The organism is Achromobacter sp. JUb104 (genome assembly GCF_024806975.1).
In the GTDB taxonomy this organism is placed as follows: Bacteria; Pseudomonadota; Gammaproteobacteria; order Burkholderiales; family Burkholderiaceae_B; genus Achromobacter; species Achromobacter spanius.
Genome location: NZ_JANUEY010000003.1, coordinates 572,425 through 590,172 on the forward strand (window position 1 = coordinate 572,425; position 17,748 = coordinate 590,172).

Consider the following 17,748-nt stretch of genomic DNA (forward strand, 5'->3'; position numbering starts at 1 on the left):
GCATCCTTAATGCGTGGTCGCCGGGCGGGCGTCTTCTGCCTGCGCCGCCAACAGTTCACGCGCTCGCGGCGTGTCGTGGGCGGCCCGATGGTCTCGGGCGAACACGGTGTACACGGTCGGCAGCACAAACAGCGTGAACAGCGTGCCCACCAACAGCCCCACCACAATCACCAGGCCCAGGCTGTAGCGGCTGTGCGCACCCGCCCCCGTGGCAAACAGCAGGGGAATCAGCCCCATCACCATCGCGGCCGTCGTCATCAAGATGGGACGCAGCCGGATGCGGGCGGCCTGCTCCATCGCCGCGCGCCGATCCAGCCCGTGGCTAAGCTGCATCTCGTTGGCGAACTCCACCATCAGGATGCCGTGCTTGCTGATCAGGCCGATCAACGTCACCAGGCCGATCTGCGTATAGATATTGATGGTGGCCATGCCCAGCGCCAGCGGAATCAAGGCACCGCAAATCGACATGGGCACGCTGACCAGAATGATGAACGGGTCGCGCAAGCTCTCGTACTGCGCGGCCAGCACCAGATAGATGACGATGATGGCGAAGAGGAAAGTGATCATCAGCGCCGAGCCTTCCTGGCTGAACTGGCGCGCGTCCGATTGCCAGTCATAGCTGAAGCCGGCGGGCAAGCGCTGCGCCTGTGCCGACAGGAACTTCACCGCGTCGCCCATGGTGACGCCGGGCATCGGGATGGCCTGGAAGGTGGCGGCGTTCAGCTGGTTGAACTGGGTCAGCGAATTGGGTTCCACGCCCATGGACACCGTTACCAGGTTGGCCAGCGGCACCTGCGCGCCGCTGGCGCTCTTGACGTGGAATTGCGCCAAGGCTTCTGGCGACACACGTTGTTCGCGCTGGCTCTGCGGAATGACGTCATACGAACGCCCGTCCATGCCGAAGCGGTTGACGTAGTTTTCGCCCACCAGCACCGCCAAGGTGTCGCCGATGGCTTTCATGGTGACGCCCAGGCTGTTGGCCTTGGCGCGGTCCACCTTCAACTGCACCACCGGGTTGTTGTAGTCCAGGTCGCTATCCACCACCATGAACAAACCGCTTTCGCGCGCGGCCTTCTTCAAGCCTTCCATGGCCTCGTAGACCACCGGATAATCCGCCGCGCTCATCAGCACCATCTGCACCGGCAGGCCGCCGGTGGAACCCGGCAACGACGGCAACTGGAACGCAAAGATGTTGCTGCCTTCCACCTGATTGGCCAGCGACTGCATGTCGGCCTGGATCTCGTCGGCGCTGCGCTTGCGGTCTTGCCAGTCCACGAAGTCGACCCCGCCGATGCTGTTGGACACGCCATCCGATCCGTTGATCAGCCAGCGCCCCTTCTGCTCGGGCACGGTCTTCATGACGTCGTCCCACTTCTTGCCGAACTTTTCCACGTAATCAATGTTGGCCTGCTGCGGCGACTTGATCGCGGTCAGCACGGTGGACTGGTCTTCCACCGGCGCCAGCTCGCGCTGTGCGGCGTTGTACAGGAACGGCAGGCTGATCAGCACCGCCACCGCAATCAACCCGGTCACCCAGCGATGCCGCAGCGACACGTCCAGCACGCTGCCATAGGCGTTGCCCAGTCGGCCAAAGAAGTGCTCGGCGCGGCGCGCCATCCAACCATCGGACACGCGGCTGTTCAACAGAAACGAACTCATCACGGGCGACAGGGTCAGCGCAATGACGCCCGACACCACCACCGCGCCCGCCAGCGTAAAGGCGAATTCCTTGAAGAGCGACCCGGTCAGCCCGCCCATCAGGCCGATGGGCGCATACACCGCGGCCAGCGTGATGGTCATGGCGATCACCGGCCCCGCGACCTCACGCGCGCCGATCAACGCCGCCCGCACGGGCGACTTGCCCTCTTCGATATGCCGGTGCACGTTTTCCACCACCACGATGGCGTCGTCCACCACCAGGCCGATGGCCAGCACCATCGCCAGCAACGTCAACAGGTTCACGCTGAAACCGAACAGCGCCATGATGGCCGCCCCGCCCAGCATGGACAGCGGAATGGTGACGACCGGAATCAGCACCGCGCGCAACGAACCCAGGCACAGGAAGATCACCACCACCACGATGGCAATGGCTTCCAGCAAGGTTTGCATCACGCCGTCGATGGACGCGCTGATGAAGCGCGCCAGCTCGAAAGGCACTTGCACACTGGTGCCGGGCGGCAGGTTCTGCTTGATGTTGGGCACCAGTTCTTGCAGGCGCTTGACGATGACCAGCGGGTTGCCCACCGGCGTGGCGTTCAGACCGAAGTAGACGGCCGGTTCGCCGTCCATCAGGCCACTGGAATCGGTGGACGCCGCCCCCAGTTCCACCGTGGCCACATCGCCCAGCCGCACCAGCGCGTCGCCATCGCGCTTGACGACCAGATCGCGGAATTCCGCCACATTCACCAGGTCGGTGTTGACCTGGATGTTGGACACCACATACAGGCCCTTGGCCTGGCCGGGCGCCGCCTGCACGTTGTTGTCGCGCAGCGCCTGGGCCAGTTCGCCCGCCGAAATGCCGCGCGCCGCCATGCGGTTGGGATCCAGCCATACACGCATCGCCAGCTTTTGCCCGCCGTAGAGTTCCACGCTGGCCACGCCGTCTATCGACGACAACTGCGGCTGCACCACGCGCGACAGGTAATCGGTCAACGCCGCCAATGACAGCGTGCTGCTGGAAAAACCCACATAGGCCACGGCCGTCGCCTCGCCCGCGGACTTGACCAGCACCGGGTCGTAGACATCTTGCGGCAGCCGGTACTTGACCTCGTTGACCTTGGCCATGACCTCGGTCATGGCCTTGTTGGAATCGGCGTTCAGCTTCATCCGTACCGTGATGACGCTGCGGCCCTGGGTGGAAGACGACGACAGGTAGTCAATGCCCTCGACCGTGGCCACGGATTGCGCGATGGGTTGCGTGACAAAGCCCTGCATCAGCTCGGGCGATGCACCGGGGTATTGCGTGGTGATGGTGATGGTGGTGCTTTCGGTCAGCGGATACTGCCGCACCGGCAGGCCGCTTAGCGCCTTGATGCCCAGCAGCAGGATCAGCGTGCTGACCACCAGGGCCAGCACCGGCCGGCGCACGAAGAGATCGGTGAAAGTCATGCTTGTCTCCGCCGCGTCAATCGGCTTGCGCCGGGGCTTGCGCCACGGTTTGCGCCGGGGCTTGCCCAGACCCGCCCAGCGCAACGGTGTCGGACGGAATGACTTCCACCGCCGCGCCGTTATGCAGGCGCAGCTGGCCCGACGTCACCACCTGGTCGCCCGCTTGCAGGCCCTCGGTCACGACCACCCGGCCGCGCAGGCGCTCGGCGGTCTTGACATAGGCTTGCCGCACCGTGGCGGCGGCGCCGTCCTGGCCGGACTTGGCGCGCGCCAGCACGAACACCGAATCGCCATAGGCGCTGTAGCTGACGGCGGTTTCGGGCACGGTGATCACGTTGGGGCGGTCGGGCAGGCCGATACGGCCGTGCGCGAACATGCCGGCCGCAAGCGCCCCATCGGCGTTCGCCAAGGTGGCTTGCACGCGCACCGTGCGCGAACCGGCATCCACCTGTGGTTCCACCGTTGTCACCTGGCCGGCGAACTCGCGGCCGGCATGGGCGTCCACCGTCACCGTCACCGGCTGCCCGGCGCGCACCGCGCCCAGCGCCTGTTCGGGCAAGGTGATATTGGCGTACACGGTGGAGGCGTCCGTCAGCGACACCAGCGCATCGCCCGCCCGGGTGAACTGGCCCAGGTTGACGCGGCGCACACCCAGCACGCCGTCAAACGGGGCCTTGACGCGCTTTTGCTCGATCAGCGCCTGCACCCGCTTGATGTCGGCGGCGGCCTGGTCATGGTCTGCCTGCGCCTGCTCCAACTGTTCACGCGTGGCCGCCTGTTGCGGCAACAGGCGCCGCGTGCGTTCCAGCAAGGCGCGCGCATTACGGGCCTGCGCTTGCAGGCGCGCCAGTTCGCCCTGCTCGGGCGCATCGTTCATCTGCACCAGCAATTGGCCGGCCTTGACCTGCTGGCCCGCCGTGAAAAGAATCTGCGTGACACGGCCGTCCACTTCCGCCGGCAGCTGCACCTGGCGCGTTGCCTCCAAGGATCCGATCCCGCTCAACGCCATTGGAAAAGCCGCCTGCACCGCGGGCGCCACGGCCACCTTGGCAGGCGCCATTGCCCATTCACCCTGCTGCGACGCCTGGCTGTACTTCCAGGCCAGCCCACCTGCCACCACCAACGCCAGCACGGCGGCGCTTGCCGCCCATGCCCCAGATTTCGCCTTCATGATTCTCTCTTTTATTTATCCAAGGATAAGCTTGGATAATCCATGATTCGGCGTGCTTCGTCAAAGTGGCAGATGCAATGTGGGAAATAGCGTCCGGCTATCGGGCGAAAAAAAACCGCCAGGCGATGCTGGCGGTTTTGGGTCAGGCGCAAGGTTCCGGCAAGGCCGGGGTTCAGGTTCGAACCATGTGCAGGTAATGGCGATGGCGTTCGTACTGGTCCAGGATGTCGCCGATGACGGCATCGCGGCTCCAGCCCATGATGTCGTAGTCCTGCCCGCCTTCGCGCAAGTGCACTTCGGCCCGGAAATACTTGCGTTCTTCTTCGTCGGCAGCCTCCTCCGGCGTCAGGCTGGGGCGCACAAAGGCCTCGGGCTGCACGGCGTACGAAAAGTCCAGATGCTCGCCGTGGGACACCTCAAGCACGGCGCTGCCGTCGCTTTCGTTTTCGCGCACTTCAACGGCGTAGCCCTGCTTGCGCAGTTCATCAGCCACGTCTTCCAAGGCAGGCCGCACCACGTCGCTGATAAAGCGTTGCACGTGCGAACGGCGCGGCATCATCACCATGTTGCGCAGCCGGCGCTCCCAGGACTGCCCGCCGCGCGCGGGGCGCGACAAGGTCAGTGACTGGTAGCGGATGCCGCGCTTGGTGGCGTCCAGCTTCAGCGCCTTGAACAAGCCCCACAGGGACAGCAGCAAGATGATGGAGAACGGCAGCGCGCTGGCGATGGTGGCGGTCTGAAGCGCCTTCAGGCCATCAGCCAGCAACAGGGCGATGGCCACCGCGCCCATCAGCAGCGACCAGAAGATGCGTTGCCATACCGGCGTGCGGTCTGATCCGCCCGATGCCAGCAAGTCAACCACCAGCGCCCCCGAGTCGGCCGAGGTCACGAAGAACACCGCCACCATCGCGATGGCAATGACCGACAGCACCCCGCTCCAGGGCAATTGCTCAAGAAAGGCGAACAAGGCCAGTGACGAATCGGCGTCCACGACTTCCGCCAAGCCCTGCACCTTGTCCACCAGGATCATGTGGATGGCGGTGTCGCCGAATACGGTCATCCAGAACAGCGTGAAACCCGCCGGCACCAGCAGCACCCCGGTGACGAACTCGCGGATCGTGCGCCCGCGCGAGATGCGCGCGATGAACATGCCCACGAAGGGCGACCACGCAATCCACCAGCCCCAATAGAACAGCGTCCAGCCGCCGATCCAGTCGGTGGGCTCGTAGGCGTACAGGTTGAAGGTCTTGTTGACGATGTCGGACAGGTACGCGCCCGTGTTCTGAACAAAGGTCTGGAACAGGAACACGGTGGGGCCCACGATCAGCACGAACAGCAACAGCACCGCGGCCAGCACCAGGTTGGTTTCGGACAGGATGCGAATGCCCTTGTCCAGCCCGCTGGCCACCGATATCGTCGCCAATCCGCAGGTGATGATGATCAGGATGATCTGCGTCGTCACCCCTACCGGTATGCCGAACAAGTGATTCAGCCCGCTGTTGATCTGCGCCACGCCCAGCCCCAGCGAGGTCGCCACGCCCAACACCGTGCCCAGAATGGCGAAGATGTCGACGGCGTGCCCGATCGGCCCGTGGATGCGGTTGCCGATCAGCGGATACAAGGCCGAACGCAACGTCAGCGGCAAGCCATGCCGATAGCTGAAGAAGGCCAGCACCAGCGCCACCACCGCATAGATCGCCCAGGCGTGCAGGCCCCAGTGGAAGAAGGTGATCTTCATGGCCTCGCGCGCCGCGATGGCGGTACCGCCTTCACCCACGGGCGGCGACATGAAGTGCATCACCGGTTCGGCCACGCCGAAGAACATCAGGCCGATACCCATGCCCGCGGAAAACAGCATTGCGAACCAGGTGAAATTACGGTAGTCAGGTTCGCTGTGGTCAGGCCCCAGCTTGATGTCGCCATACCGGCTGACCGCAAGAAACACCACGGCCAGCAAGATGATCGCAACGACCAGGATGTAGAACCAACTGGCGTTGCCCAGGATCCAGCCTTGCACCGCGTCGAACACGGTCTGCGCCTGCTTGGGCGCCAGAATCGCGAACCCGACCAGCAGCAGCGTGAAGATGGCCGCTGGAAAAAATACAGGTCGATTGATGGTGGATGGTCGGGTTTCTGAAGTCATGCAGCAGCTCCTTTCGCCCGAGGGTGGAGATTTCCGATGCGCGGCCCCCCTCAGTCCGACAGCGCGCCGCAGGTATTACTATCACGGCCAGCGTGTGGATGACAATGCCTTACTTGCCGTCCAACGGACCGTCCGCCGCCTTCTCCGGTGTAGGATCGCCAAACACCACGCGGCGGAAAAATCCCGCCAGCACGGCTTCGGTCATTTCCAGGCTGACCCCTTGCGGGTCGAACGCATAGCTGAACTGCATGCCGTCCGACAAGGCCAGCAAGCCCACCGCCAACTGTTCGGCGGGCAGCGGCAGCGGCGTGCCGACCTGGGCGGAAAACTGGCGCACGTATTCGGTGGTGGCCGCGCGCAATTCACGCAGGCAGTCGGTGAAGCCCACGCGAAAATCCGGGTCGCGCGCCGCTTGCAGCTTGCCTTCCATCCAGAGCAGGAAGCAATCGTTTTCGCGGTGGTGCGTGCTGTAGTACTCCAGCACGCGTGCCTCCATTTGCTGGCGCGATTCGCCTGCTTCGAAGATGGCGCGCATGTCGGCCATTACCTTGTCGTGATCGCGCCTGAGCAAGTGCAGGAAAAGTTCGGACTTGCTGCCGAAATTGGAATAGAAGGCCCCGCGCGTATAACCCGCCAGTTCGGCGATGTCTTCAACGCTGGCGGCCACAAAACCCTTGCTGAGAAAAACCGATTGCGCAGCGTCCAGCAGACGCTGACGGGTCTGGTCTCGGCTTTGCTCACGGGTAAGGCGGACTTTTGACATGGCGCGAGTTTAGCACTGGCCGCAATCTCAAATACACCCTTGTATCTGAATACATTACCGCATTAGAATTCAGGCCGTATTGAGTTTGATTCTTCTTTTTCCATCTTCGCGCCGCGAGGTGTTTCGTGAATTTCCCTGATTCCCGCCCACATTCGCCGGTGCGCGCCCCTGCCGACGACACGGCGTCTTCGCCTGCCTTTTCGCATCGCCGAATCTGGACGCGCCGCCTGGCGCTGCCGGCCGTGCTGGCCTTGACCCTGGCCGTAGCCGCCTGCGGCCGCAAGGAAGCGCCCGCGCCCGCCCCACGCCCCGTGGTCGCCATGCCCACCCAGGCCGACGAGCGCCTGCCCGCCTGGACCTTGCCGGGCGAAGTCCAGGCGCGCTACAGCACACCGTTGTCTTTCCGCGTGGGTGGCAAGATCATCGAACGCAAGGTCAGGCTGGGCGACAGCGTGGTGCCGGGGCAGGTCGTGGCCAAGCTGGACCCCGCCGACGCCGCCAAGAACGCCGCGGCCGCCAAGGCCCAATTGTCGGCCGCGCAGCATCAACTGACGTACGCGCGCCAACAGTTGGAGCGCGACCGCGCCCAGGCGCGCGAAAACCTGATCGCGACGAACCAGTTGGAACAGACCCGCAACGCCTATGCCTCGGCATTGGCGCAACGCGACCAGGCCGCGCAGCAAGCCGCGTTATCGGCCGACCAGCTTGAATACACCACGCTAAAAGCCGATCAGGCCGGTGTGATCACCGCCGAACAGGCCGACACGGGCCAGAACGTGGCCGCAGGCACACCCGTCTACCAACTGGCCTGGGCCGGCGATATCGACGCCATCTGCGACGTACCGGAAAGCGTGCTGGCGGGGCTGACCGTGGGGCAGCGCGCCAGCGTCACCTTGGGACCCCTGCCCGGCCAGACTTTTACCGCCGTCCTGCGCGAGATCGCGCCCGCCGCCGACCCGCAAAGCCGCACCTACCGCGTCAAGCTAACGCTGGAATCGCCCTCGCCAGATGTGCGGCTGGGCATGACCGCCAACATCAGCTTCGACAACCCCGGCGCCGCAAGCCAAGCTACCTACACCGTGCCCGCCACGGCGCTGTTCCATGACGGCAAGGAACCCGCCGTGTGGGTCGTGAAGCCGCAAGAAGACACGCTGGAACTGCGCCGCGTAAAGGTGCTGCGCTATGACGCACGCACGGTCACGCTGTCCAACGGCGTGCAAGCTGGCGAGCGCGTGGTTTGGCAAGGGGTACATACGGTGACCGCCGGTGAAAAAGTCCGCCCCGTGGCGCCCTTGCACCCCGAGGACTTCGCATCATGAGCGCCGGCCCCCAAGAACCTGGCAAGGAAGCTGGCCACGAACCTGGCAACCAACCTGGCAATGACCCCGGCCACGAGCACAAGGAAGGCAAATTCAACCTGTCGGCCTGGGCATTGCGCCACCAGCCGCTGGTGATTTTCCTGATTACCCTGGTCACGCTCTTTGGCGTGCTGTCGTATTCCAAGCTGGCCCAGTCCGAAGACCCGCCCTTCACGTTCCGCGTGATGGTCATCAAGACCCTGTGGCCCGGCGCCACCGCGCAGCAGGTGCAGGAACAGGTAACCGACCGCATCGGCAAAAAGCTGCAGGAAACCGCCAATACGGACTTCTTGCGCAGCTATTCGCGGCCCGGCGAATCGCTGATCTTCTACACCATGAAAGACTCGGCGCCCGCCAACACGGTGGCCGACCAGTGGTACCAGATCCGCAAGAAGGTGGGCGACATCCAGGCCACGCTGCCGCAAGGCGTGCAAGGCCCGTTCTTCAACGACGAATTCGGCGACGTCTACACCAACATCTACACGCTGCACGGCGACGGCTTTACACCCGCGCAGCTGCATGACTACGCCGACCGCCTGCGCACCGTGCTGCTGCGCGTGCCCGGCGTGGCCAAGGTTGACTACTTTGCCGACCCGGCCGAACACGTCTACATCGAAATCTCCAACACGCAACTGACGCGCTTGGGCGTGTCACCCCAACAGATTGCGCAAGCCATCAACACGCAGAACGCGGTGGCCGGCGCCGGCACCCTGACCACCGCCGACGACCGCATCTTCGTGCGGCCCACCGGCCAATTCGACAACAGCCGCGCGCTGGCGGATACGCTGATCCGCGTGAACGGCAAGTCGATCCGGCTGGGCGACATCGCAACCATCCACCGTGGCTACGACGACCCGCCCATCGAACAAATGCGATTCGGCGGCGCCCCCGTGTTGGGCATCGGCATCACCATGCAGCCGGGCCAGGATGTGGTGCGACTGGGCGAATCCCTGGACACGACTTTTGAAAAGCTGAAAGCGCAACTGCCTGCCGGCCTGACGCTGACCGAAGTGTCCAGCATGCCGGACGCCGTGTCGGATTCGGTGGATGAATTCCTGCGCTCGGTGGCCGAGGCCGTGGCCATCGTGCTGATCGTCAGCCTGGTGTCCTTGGGCTTGCGCACCGGCATGGTGGTGGTGATTTCGATACCGGTGGTGCTGGCCATCACCGCGCTGTTCATGGACATGTTCGGCATCGGCCTGCACAAGGTGTCGCTGGGTACCTTGGTGCTGGCGCTAGGCCTGCTGGTGGACGATGCCATCATCGCCGTGGAAATGATGGCGGTAAAGCTGGAGCAAGGCTGGAGCCGCGCGCGCGCCGCCGCCTTTGCCTACACCAGCACCGCGTTTCCCATGTTGACCGGCACGCTGGTCACCGTGGCGGGCTTTCTGCCGATTGCGCTGGCCAAGTCCAGCACCGGCGAATACACCCGTTCAATCTTCCAGGTGTCGGCCATTGCGCTGATCACGTCGTGGTTTGCCGCCGTGGTGCTGATTCCGCTGCTGGGTTACCGGCTGCTGCCTGAACGCAAGCGCGAAGCGCATCTGCCGCACGACCACGAACACGACATCTACAACACCCGCTTCTACCAGCGCCTGCGCGGCTGGGTCGCGTGGTGCGTGGACCGCCGCTTCTGGGTGCTGGCGGGCACCGTGGTGATCTTCGTCATCGCGATGGCGGGCTTCAAGTTCGTGCCGCAACAGTTCTTTCCCAGCTCGGACCGCACCGAACTGCTGGTGGACGTGCGCCTGCAAGAAGGCGCGTCGTTCGCGGCCACGCTGCGCCAGGTCGAGCGCGTGGAAAAGGCGCTGGAGGGTCGACCCGAGATCGACCACACGGTCAGCTTCGTGGGCACCGGCGCACCGCGCTTCTACCTGCCGCTGGACCAGCAACTGGCCACGCCGAACTTCGGCCAATTGGTCATTACCGCGCATTCCGTGGAAGACCGCGAAAAGCTGGCCAGTTGGCTGGCGCCGATGTTGCGCGAGCATTTCCCTGCCATCCGCACCCGGCTGTCGCGGCTTGAAAACGGGCCACCCGTCGGGTACCAAGTGCAGTTCCGCGTCAGTGGCGACAAGGTTCCGGAAGTGCGCGCGGTGGCGGAAAAAGTAGCCGCGGAAGTCCGCGCCGACAACCGCTCGGTCAACACACAGTTCGACTGGGACGAGCCCTCGGAACGGTCCGTGCGTTTCGAGATTGACCAGCAGAAGGCGCGCGAACTGGGCATCAGTTCCAGCGACATCTCGGACTTCCTGGCCATGACGCTGTCGGGCTATACCGTGACGCAGTACCGCGAACGCGACAAGCTGATCAACGTCAGCCTGCGCGCGCCGCGCGAAGAACGGGTCGACCCCGCCCGCCTGGCCACGCTGGCCATGCCCACGCCCAATGGCCCCGTGCCGCTGGGCAGCCTGGGCCAGGTGCATTACGACCTGGAATACGGCGTGATCTGGGAACGCGACCGCCAGCCCACCATCACCGTGCAGGCGGATGTGGTGAGCGGCGCGGAAGGCATCGACGTCACCCGTGCCATCAACAAGAAGCTGGATGCCATCCGCGCCGACCTGCCGGTGGGCTACCGGATCGAGGTCGGTGGGCCGGTCGAGGAAAGCGCCAAGGGCCAGTCGTCCATCAACGCGCAGATGCCGCTGATGGCGGTGGCCGTGCTGACGCTGCTGATGGTGCAACTGCAAAGCTTCGCCCGCGTGCTGATGGTGGTGCTGACCGCGCCACTGGGCTTGATCGGCGTGGTGGCGGCGCTGCTGCTGTTCGGCAAACCCTTCGGCTTCGTGGCCATGCTGGGCGTCATCGCCATGTTCGGCATCATCATGCGCAACTCAGTGATTCTGGTTGATCAGATCGAGCAGGACATCCTGAACGGCCACAAACGCGTGGACGCGATTGTCGGCGCCACCGCGCGGCGCTTCCGTCCGATTGTGTTGACGGCCGCCGCCGCCGTGCTGGCGCTGATTCCGCTCTTGCGCAGCAACTTCTTCGGCCCCATGGCCACGGCGTTGATGGGCGGCATCACCAGCGCCACAGTGCTGACGCTGTTCTTCCTGCCCGCGCTGTATGCGGCCTGGTTCCGCGTGCGTCACGACGAACGCGACGAACCCGAAGGCGTGCCACCCGGCGCCAACGCCGCCGACACGCTGGAACGAGGAGCCTGATGATGAACCATCCGATCCACCCCGCTCGTCCGACCCCGACGATCCCTTCCGCCCTCCCTGGCGCGCGGCCGCTGGCCCGGCCCTTGGCTTTACCCCTGGCTTTACCCTTGCTGCTGGCATTGAGCGCTTGCGCCTTCGCGCCGGACAGCAAGCCGCCCGCCGTGGCCTCGCCTGCCCAGTACGGTGTGGAACCCACGCCCGCCCAGGGCGCCGCCGCGCAAGGCGTGGCGCAGCGCTTTGAACAGGGTGCGCGGCCCGTGCCCGAATGGTGGAAGCGCTATGGTTCCGATGCGTTGAACGCCCTGGTGCAGGAAGGCTTGGCCAACAGCCCCAACTTGGCGGCAGCCGAACGCAACCTGGCTGGCGCGCGCGAACAGTTGCGCGCGCAGGTGAATTCGTCGCTGCTGCCGTCGGTGGACGCCGGCGCCAGCGCCACGCGCAACCGCGCGCTGACCATGCCCAACCTGCCCCAGCCCACGGCGCTCTATAACGTCTTCACCGGCCAGGTCCAGGCCAGCTATGACCTGGACCTGTTTGGCGCGGCGCGCTTTGCCAATGCCTCGCTAGCGGCGCAAGTCGAGCAACAGGCCTTCCAGCTGGAATCCGCGCGGCGCTCACTGGCCGGCAATATCGTCACCGGCGCCATCAGGTCGGCCTCCCTGGCCGAACGGGTCGCGCTGACCGAAAAGCAGGTGGTGTTGTTGCGCCAGGTGGCGCGCGATACGCAGCGACGCTACGAACTGGGGTCGGCCTCGCAGAACGACGCCTTGGATGCCGACCAGGATGCCGCCACGCTGGAGGCCTCGCTGCCCGGCCTGCGCGCGCAATGGCAGGCCACGCGCCATGCGCTGGCGGTGCTGCTGGGCCGCAGCCCCGACCAGGCGCCGGACGACCTGGCCTTCAGCATGCTGGCGGTGCCGGCCAAGGTGCCGGTGGTCGTGCCCTCGGAATTGTTGGCCTCGCGCCCGGACATTCTGGTGGCCGACGCGGTGGTACAGGCCGCCGCCGCCGATGTGGGTGTGGCCACCGCGCAGTTGTTCCCCAGCCTGTCGCTGTCCGCCTCCATGGGCAAAGGCGGCTTCAGTTGGCCGGCGGCCCTATCGGGCGCGGGTTCCATCTGGGCCATCGGGGCATCGCTCACTCAGCCCATTTTCCATGGCGGTGCCTTGTTGGCCGAGCGTCGCGCGGCCAAGGAACGCTACGAGGCGTCGGTGCTGCAATACAAGCAAACCGTGCTGACCGCATTCCAGGACGTGGCCGATACCTTGGCGCGGCTGGACGCCGACGGGCAAGCGCTGGCCTCGGCCGAGGCCTCGCGCCGCGCGGCCGAGCAGTCCTACCGCAACACGGCCAGCCGCGTACGCCTGGGCGCGCTGGCGCCTTATACCGAGTTCGCGGCGGAAGAACACTATGTGGCGGCGCGGCTGCGTGAATTGGAATACGCAAATGCCCGGCTGACGGAAACGGCCGCGCTGTTCCAGGCCATGGGTTCTCCGGCACGTGCACCGGAAGTGGCGGCGCAAGCGCCCTGACGACGCGCGCTTCTGTCTTCAGCGCGGCTTGACCGCACAGGCCCCAACGCTTGAGGCGCGGGGCCTTGGTTGCTTGTCCTGTTAGAACTGAACTTAGCTTCAGCTTTTCTTGAACAGCCGCTTGACGACGCTGACCACGCCCAGCACCACCGCACCGGCCACGATGCCGAACAGGGCGTTGAGAACGGTGGACGTCAACGCCTGCACCACGCCCCCGCCGCCCACCGCGGCCGCGGCGTGTTCAACGGCCGCGTGCACCGGCGCAATGCCGTGCGTAAGAATGGCGCCCCCCACCATGAACATCGCGGCGGTGCCAACCACCGACAAGGTCTTCATCAGATAGGGCGCGGCGCCCACGATGCCCCGGCCCAGCCACGCCACCGCCTGCGTGCGCTTCTGGCTCAGGTGCAAGCCCAGATCGTCCAGCTTGACGATACCGGCCACCAGGCCGTACACGCCGACCGTCATCGCAATGGCAATGATGGACAGCACCGCCACCTGGCGCGTGAAATCCGCGCCCGCCACCGCCCCGAGGCTGATGACGATGATTTCGGCCGACAGGATGAAGTCGGTCCGAATGGCGCCCTTGATCTTGTTGCGTTCAAACGCAACCATGTCCACCGCTGTGTCCTGCAGGGCTTGCGCGCGCGCCTCGTGGTTGCCCTCGTCAGAGTCGCCATGCGGCAGGAATTTGTGCGCCAGTTTCTCTACGCCTTCGTAGCAGAGGAACGCGCCGCCCAGCATCAGCAACGGCGTCACCGCCCAGGGCGCGAACGCGCTGATCAGTAGCGCCGACGGCACCAGGATCAGCTTGTTGATGAACGACCCCTTGGCCACCGCCCACACCACGGGCAGTTCCCGGTTGACCGGCACCCCGCTGACCTGCTGCGCGTTCAGCGCCAGGTCATCGCCCAGCACGCCGGCCGTCTTCTTGGCCGCGACTTTGGTCATGACGGAAACGTCATCCAGAATGGTCGCGATGTCATCGAACAATGCAAAGAAACTGCTGCCGGCCATCAAGCATCTCCCGAGCCCATGAAGGTGCTCAGAGTTTACAGGCGGCCACGCGCGCCAACAAAAAGGCCGCCCAAATGGGCGGCCCTGACTGGCCGGTACGCAGCGCGATGCCGCGGCATATCAAGACGGCCTGGCATGTGAATCAACCACAAGCCGGCCATGATTGATCGCGGCATCCACTGCCATGCCCGGGCTGGATACAAATCCGCCTGATTCGAACAGCGGCACGGCATGATGCTCGTTGAGTTTGTCTTGGTCGGCCGCCAGTTCAACCGCTACCGTTGCGGTAAACGCGGGCCGGCCGCTGCCCCCGACTGCTATCCGGGAAACATTGGCGGTAAGCCGATAGCCCTTGTAAACCATATTGTTGTGAAACATAAAAGCCCCTTCAGTATTTAAAGGCCAAACGTTAAAGGCCCAATGGGCCTTTATTTACAAAGCGCGAATTTGCGTGGCGTGGGGCCCCTTGGCGCCCTGTGCGGTGACGTAGCTGACGCGTTGGTTTTCCATCAGCACTTTGTGTCCTTCGCTAACAATTTCCGAGAAATGCGCGAATAAATCCTTGCCGCCGTCTTCGGGCATGATGAAGCCAAACCCTTTCGCATCGTTAAACCACTTTACGATTCCGGTTTCCATAATCTCATTCCTTTTTAAATGCAGGCGTTGCCCGCGAAGATGAGCCTATCAAGGAAAGGACAGCGAACAATGAAGCGCCCCAAGGGGAGCAAGACCGGACGAAAATCACGATGCTCGAAAAGCTTCATATCCACTATGGGTGCAGGGGTGGGTAATGTCAATTGGCGTTTCCAATTACCACGCAAGCATCAGTTACGCGAAAAATAAACGCTTATTAATGAAATCATTGCGTAATAAGGGTCTGGGAAGATCCCTTGGCGTTGCCCTATTGAGTAACGAAGCCTGGATAAGCGTATACCCGAACGATAAAGCGCGTATGCTGGCGCAATGGTGCTTGAACGCGCGTCACCTCGCCGTATCGCCATACAGGAGTATGGCCATGCACCACCACCGCAAGCGCTACGCGCGCGCCCGCCCCAGCACACAACGGTCTTTCCTCGCACACGCGCGGATCTCGGTTCCAGCGTGAGCGCGATCCGAAGGTCAATCGCCAAATTCGCCAACGCCTGCGTCAAGTTGCTGCCCTCAGCGCCGCGCCCTGCCCCGGGTGGCGAGCCCAGGCGCGAGCCACAGCGCGACCACGCCGCCATCGCTTCGCCATGGCGCATTTACCGTATCTATGCGCGGCCCGGGCACTTGCTGATGCGCAATGAGCAAGGCCGCATCCTGGACCTGGGCGTCATGAAGGGCGAAGAACCCAACCTGACGTACCGGCTCTTTGCCCGCGATCTGCAAGGCAAGGGCTTTGCTACCCGTACGCAGTTGCTGGACGACATCGCACGCCGCATCGAAGCGGGCGAAGTCAGCAAGGAACTGCTGAACCTACCCGAGTGGGATCAGCCCCTGGGCGCGGATCTGGACCGTGGCACGCATACGGATGTGTCGATGAAGCTGGGCCGCTAGACGCGGCCGGCAAGCAGCACTACTTTTGCGTCTGCTCTGCCACGCACATATTCACGACGCCATTGACCAGGGCTTCGACCCGATCGCGTTCCGCGCCTTTTTCGTTGGTGATCAACATGCGGTCATAGGCGGTGTAGTCCTTGAGCGGCACGGACTTTTGCAAACCGTCCAGCACGCAATTGCAATAGGCCTCTGAGCGCGCATCGACATCGGGCAACGCGCCCGCGCTTTTCTTGAAGCCTTCCACGCAGGCGCTATAGGTCACGCGGCGAACACTCTCGGGGTATTCATTTTTCTTGCCGCATCCCGCCAGCGCCAACACAGCCGCCGCGCCTGCCACCGCCAACCACTTAGCTTGCATCGAACCGCTCCCTGTTGAAATTCAAAACGGTGCATTTTTGCATAGGGACCTTGCTCGCGAATCAATCCGGGCCAGGATCGCTCCACGTGAGCGCCGGTTCGCGTAACTGGGTCCGATAAACGACCCATTTGGCCCCTTCCCAATTGTTTGGTGTGTATGGTACACATCATGAACAGCCGCGAGATCATCAGACAGCTTCGCCAAGCGGGCTGGGTATTCCGACATGCGAAAGGCTCGCATCACATTTTCGTCCACCCGCAAAAAGCTGGGCATATCAGCGTGCCTCACCCCAAGAAGGACTTGGGGATCGGACTGGTTACGAAACTGCTGACGCAAGCCGGCCTGAAGTAGCCCGGTATCGCTGGACCATCGGTCCGCACATGGCTTGCCAAGGAAACTCATGAAATATCCAATCGCCATTGAACCCGGCAGCGAGACGCAAGCGTGGGGCGTCGTCGTGCCGGATCTGCCGGGCTGCTTTTCCGCCGCCGACTCAGGCATAGACGAAGCTATCGAGAACGCAAAAGAAGCGATCGAGCTGTGGATTGAAACCGCGTTGGATAGCGGCACCCCCGTACCCGTTGCCACCAGCATTGCGGGTCACCAAGCGAATCCGGAATTCGCGGGCTGGGTTTGGGCCATCGTTGAAATCGATCCGGCCGTCATGGACGACACCATCGAACGCATCAACATCACGCTGCCCCGCCGAATCCTTGCAAGGATCGACGCCAAAGCGCGTGCGGCGGGAGAAAGCCGATCTGGCTACATCGCTCATCTGGCATTGACGCACTAGATTCAGCGACTAGCAGAGAGGCCCACACCCGCCCCCCGCCTTCAGCTCATATACACGCCGCCGTTGATCGCGTAGTTGGCGCCCGTCACGAAGGCGGCCTCGTCGGAGGCTAGCCAGGCGCACAGCCCGGCCAAGTCGTGGGCGGTGCCCAGGCGTCCGACCGGCACGCTTTCGATGATGCGATCCAGCAGCGCTGGCGGAAACGCCTTCACGGTGTCGTCGGCGATGAAGCCTGGCGACACCAGGTTCACCGTGACGCCGCGCGCGGCCACTTCCTGCGCCAGCGACCGCGTGAAGCCGATCACCGCGCCCTTGGCCGTGGCGTAATTGATCTGGCCGATCTGGCCTTTTTCCGCCGCCACCGAACCAATGTTGATGATGCGCCCCCAGCCCCGGTCGGCCATGCTGTCGACCACCTGCTTGGTGCTGTTGAACAGCGTGTCCAGATTGCTGCGCAGCACCGCGGCCCAGTCGGCATAGCCCATTTGGCGAAAGCGCATGTCCAGCATCGACCCGGCGTTGTTGACCAGCACGTCGATCTCGCCGACCTCGCGGCGTACTTTCGCGAACGCCGCCTCGGTTGATGCCCAGTCGGTGGCGTCGCCCTCCGACGCGACGAAGTCGTAGCCCAGGAACTTCTGTTCCTTCAACCAGCTATCCCGGCGCGACGAACGCGGGCCGCAGCCGGCCACCACACGGTGCCCCGCCTGATGCAGCGCCTGGCAGATCGCGGTGCCCGTGTGGCCCATTCCGCTGGTGACATAAGCGATACGCAAAGCCATGACCACTCCTT

General features: G+C 64.0%; 15 protein-coding genes. 6 read left to right on the top strand and 9 right to left on the bottom strand.

Annotated elements, in window-relative coordinates; translation table 11 throughout:
• Nucleotides 1-6: 6 nt before the first annotated feature.
• The 4 genes from M2361_RS23100 to M2361_RS23115 form a co-directional block, all read right to left on the bottom strand.
• The gene (locus tag M2361_RS23100; RefSeq protein WP_259251968.1) at nucleotides 7-3,108 is read right to left on the bottom strand and encodes a MexW/MexI family multidrug efflux RND transporter permease subunit; all 3,102 of its coding nucleotides are present in this window, start codon (nucleotides 3,106-3,108) and stop codon (nucleotides 7-9) included.
• Between the two features lie 16 nt (nucleotides 3,109-3,124).
• Nucleotides 3,125-4,279, bottom strand: coding sequence for an efflux RND transporter periplasmic adaptor subunit (locus M2361_RS23105; protein WP_259251970.1), 1,155 nt, complete (start codon nucleotides 4,277-4,279; stop codon nucleotides 3,125-3,127).
• 172 nt (nucleotides 4,280-4,451) lie between these two features.
• The gene (locus M2361_RS23110) at nucleotides 4,452-6,422 is read right to left on the bottom strand and encodes a choline BCCT transporter BetT (RefSeq protein ID WP_259251971.1); all 1,971 of its coding nucleotides are present in this window, start codon (nucleotides 6,420-6,422) and stop codon (nucleotides 4,452-4,454) included.
• Nucleotides 6,423-6,531: 109 nt separating this feature from the next.
• Nucleotides 6,532-7,185, bottom strand: coding sequence for a TetR/AcrR family transcriptional regulator (locus M2361_RS23115; RefSeq protein WP_259251973.1), 654 nt, complete (start codon nucleotides 7,183-7,185; stop codon nucleotides 6,532-6,534).
• Nucleotides 7,186-7,397: 212 nt separating this feature from the next.
• Here M2361_RS23115 and M2361_RS23120 point away from each other — a divergent pair, with 212 nt between their 5' ends.
• The 3 genes from M2361_RS23120 to M2361_RS23130 are packed head-to-tail and all read left to right on the top strand — an operon-like array spanning nucleotide 7,398 to nucleotide 13,245.
• Nucleotides 7,398-8,504, top strand: a complete 1,107-nt coding sequence (locus M2361_RS23120) for an efflux RND transporter periplasmic adaptor subunit (protein WP_259252651.1) — start codon at nucleotides 7,398-7,400, stop codon at nucleotides 8,502-8,504.
• Nucleotides 8,501-11,713, top strand: coding sequence for an efflux RND transporter permease subunit (locus tag M2361_RS23125; protein ID WP_259251975.1), 3,213 nt, complete (start codon nucleotides 8,501-8,503; stop codon nucleotides 11,711-11,713). The genes M2361_RS23120 and M2361_RS23125 overlap by 4 nt, the downstream gene beginning before the upstream one ends.
• Before the next feature lie 2 nt (nucleotides 11,714-11,715).
• Complete coding sequence (locus tag M2361_RS23130) at nucleotides 11,716-13,245, top strand: efflux transporter outer membrane subunit (protein ID WP_259251977.1); 1,530 nt, start codon at nucleotides 11,716-11,718, stop codon at nucleotides 13,243-13,245.
• A 99-nt stretch (nucleotides 13,246-13,344) separates the two neighbouring features.
• Here M2361_RS23130 and M2361_RS23135 read toward each other — a convergent pair whose 3' ends face one another.
• The 3 genes from M2361_RS23135 to M2361_RS23145 all read right to left on the bottom strand — a co-directional run bounded on the left by M2361_RS23135 (nucleotide 13,345) and on the right by M2361_RS23145 (nucleotide 14,898).
• A complete protein-coding gene (locus tag M2361_RS23135; RefSeq protein ID WP_259251978.1) occupies nucleotides 13,345-14,262 on the bottom strand; it encodes a DUF808 domain-containing protein in 918 nt (305 codons plus the stop codon).
• A 120-nt stretch (nucleotides 14,263-14,382) separates the two neighbouring features.
• On the bottom strand, nucleotides 14,383-14,640 hold the full coding sequence (locus M2361_RS23140; protein WP_259251979.1) for a hypothetical protein: 258 nt from the start codon (nucleotides 14,638-14,640) through the stop codon (nucleotides 14,383-14,385).
• A 54-nt stretch (nucleotides 14,641-14,694) separates the two neighbouring features.
• Entirely contained in the window at nucleotides 14,695-14,898 is a 204-nt protein-coding gene (locus M2361_RS23145; RefSeq protein ID WP_050448526.1) for a cold-shock protein, read from the bottom strand.
• A gap of 465 nt (nucleotides 14,899-15,363) precedes the next feature.
• Here M2361_RS23145 and M2361_RS23150 point away from each other — a divergent pair, with 465 nt between their 5' ends.
• Nucleotides 15,364-15,801 (top strand): hypothetical protein, encoded by a 438-nt coding sequence (locus tag M2361_RS23150; RefSeq protein WP_259251980.1) that lies wholly within the window; start codon nucleotides 15,364-15,366, stop codon nucleotides 15,799-15,801.
• A gap of 19 nt (nucleotides 15,802-15,820) precedes the next feature.
• Here the strand turns inward: M2361_RS23150 and M2361_RS23155 are convergent, their stop codons facing one another.
• The gene (locus M2361_RS23155; protein WP_259251981.1) at nucleotides 15,821-16,162 is read right to left on the bottom strand and encodes a hypothetical protein; all 342 of its coding nucleotides are present in this window, start codon (nucleotides 16,160-16,162) and stop codon (nucleotides 15,821-15,823) included.
• Nucleotides 16,163-16,330: 168 nt separating this feature from the next.
• On the opposite strand from M2361_RS23155, the gene M2361_RS23160 reads away from it, so the two are divergent.
• Nucleotides 16,331-16,513, top strand: coding sequence for a type II toxin-antitoxin system HicA family toxin (locus M2361_RS23160; RefSeq protein WP_100857904.1), 183 nt, complete (start codon nucleotides 16,331-16,333; stop codon nucleotides 16,511-16,513).
• A gap of 49 nt (nucleotides 16,514-16,562) precedes the next feature.
• The gene (locus M2361_RS23165; protein ID WP_100857414.1) at nucleotides 16,563-16,955 is read left to right on the top strand and encodes a type II toxin-antitoxin system HicB family antitoxin; all 393 of its coding nucleotides are present in this window, start codon (nucleotides 16,563-16,565) and stop codon (nucleotides 16,953-16,955) included.
• Between the two features lie 41 nt (nucleotides 16,956-16,996).
• Here the strand turns inward: M2361_RS23165 and M2361_RS23170 are convergent, their stop codons facing one another.
• Complete coding sequence (locus M2361_RS23170) at nucleotides 16,997-17,737, bottom strand: SDR family oxidoreductase (RefSeq protein ID WP_259251982.1); 741 nt, start codon at nucleotides 17,735-17,737, stop codon at nucleotides 16,997-16,999.
• Nucleotides 17,738-17,748 lie beyond the last annotated feature (11 nt).

Bases quoted from the DNA above. Each gene is read 5' to 3' on its own strand.
- M2361_RS23100 (WP_259251968.1), bottom strand. From the start codon at position 3,108: ATGACTTTCACCGATCTCTTCGTGCGCCGGCCGGTGCTGGCCCTGGTG.
- M2361_RS23105 (WP_259251970.1), bottom strand. From the start codon at position 4,279: ATGAAGGCGAAATCTGGGGCATGGGCGGCAAGCGCCGCCGTGCTGGCG.
- M2361_RS23110 (WP_259251971.1), bottom strand. From the start codon at position 6,422: ATGACTTCAGAAACCCGACCATCCACCATCAATCGACCTGTATTTTTT.
- M2361_RS23115 (WP_259251973.1), bottom strand. From the start codon at position 7,185: ATGTCAAAAGTCCGCCTTACCCGTGAGCAAAGCCGAGACCAGACCCGT.
- M2361_RS23125 (WP_259251975.1), top strand. From the start codon at position 8,501: ATGAGCGCCGGCCCCCAAGAACCTGGCAAGGAAGCTGGCCACGAACCT.
- M2361_RS23130 (WP_259251977.1), top strand. From the start codon at position 11,716: ATGAACCATCCGATCCACCCCGCTCGTCCGACCCCGACGATCCCTTCC.
- M2361_RS23135 (WP_259251978.1), bottom strand. From the start codon at position 14,262: ATGGCCGGCAGCAGTTTCTTTGCATTGTTCGATGACATCGCGACCATT.
- M2361_RS23140 (WP_259251979.1), bottom strand. From the start codon at position 14,640: ATGTTTCACAACAATATGGTTTACAAGGGCTATCGGCTTACCGCCAAT.
- M2361_RS23145 (WP_050448526.1), bottom strand. From the start codon at position 14,898: ATGGAAACCGGAATCGTAAAGTGGTTTAACGATGCGAAAGGGTTTGGC.
- M2361_RS23155 (WP_259251981.1), bottom strand. From the start codon at position 16,162: ATGCAAGCTAAGTGGTTGGCGGTGGCAGGCGCGGCGGCTGTGTTGGCG.
- M2361_RS23160 (WP_100857904.1), top strand. From the start codon at position 16,331: ATGAACAGCCGCGAGATCATCAGACAGCTTCGCCAAGCGGGCTGGGTA.
- M2361_RS23165 (WP_100857414.1), top strand. From the start codon at position 16,563: ATGAAATATCCAATCGCCATTGAACCCGGCAGCGAGACGCAAGCGTGG.
- M2361_RS23170 (WP_259251982.1), bottom strand. From the start codon at position 17,737: ATGGCTTTGCGTATCGCTTATGTCACCAGCGGAATGGGCCACACGGGC.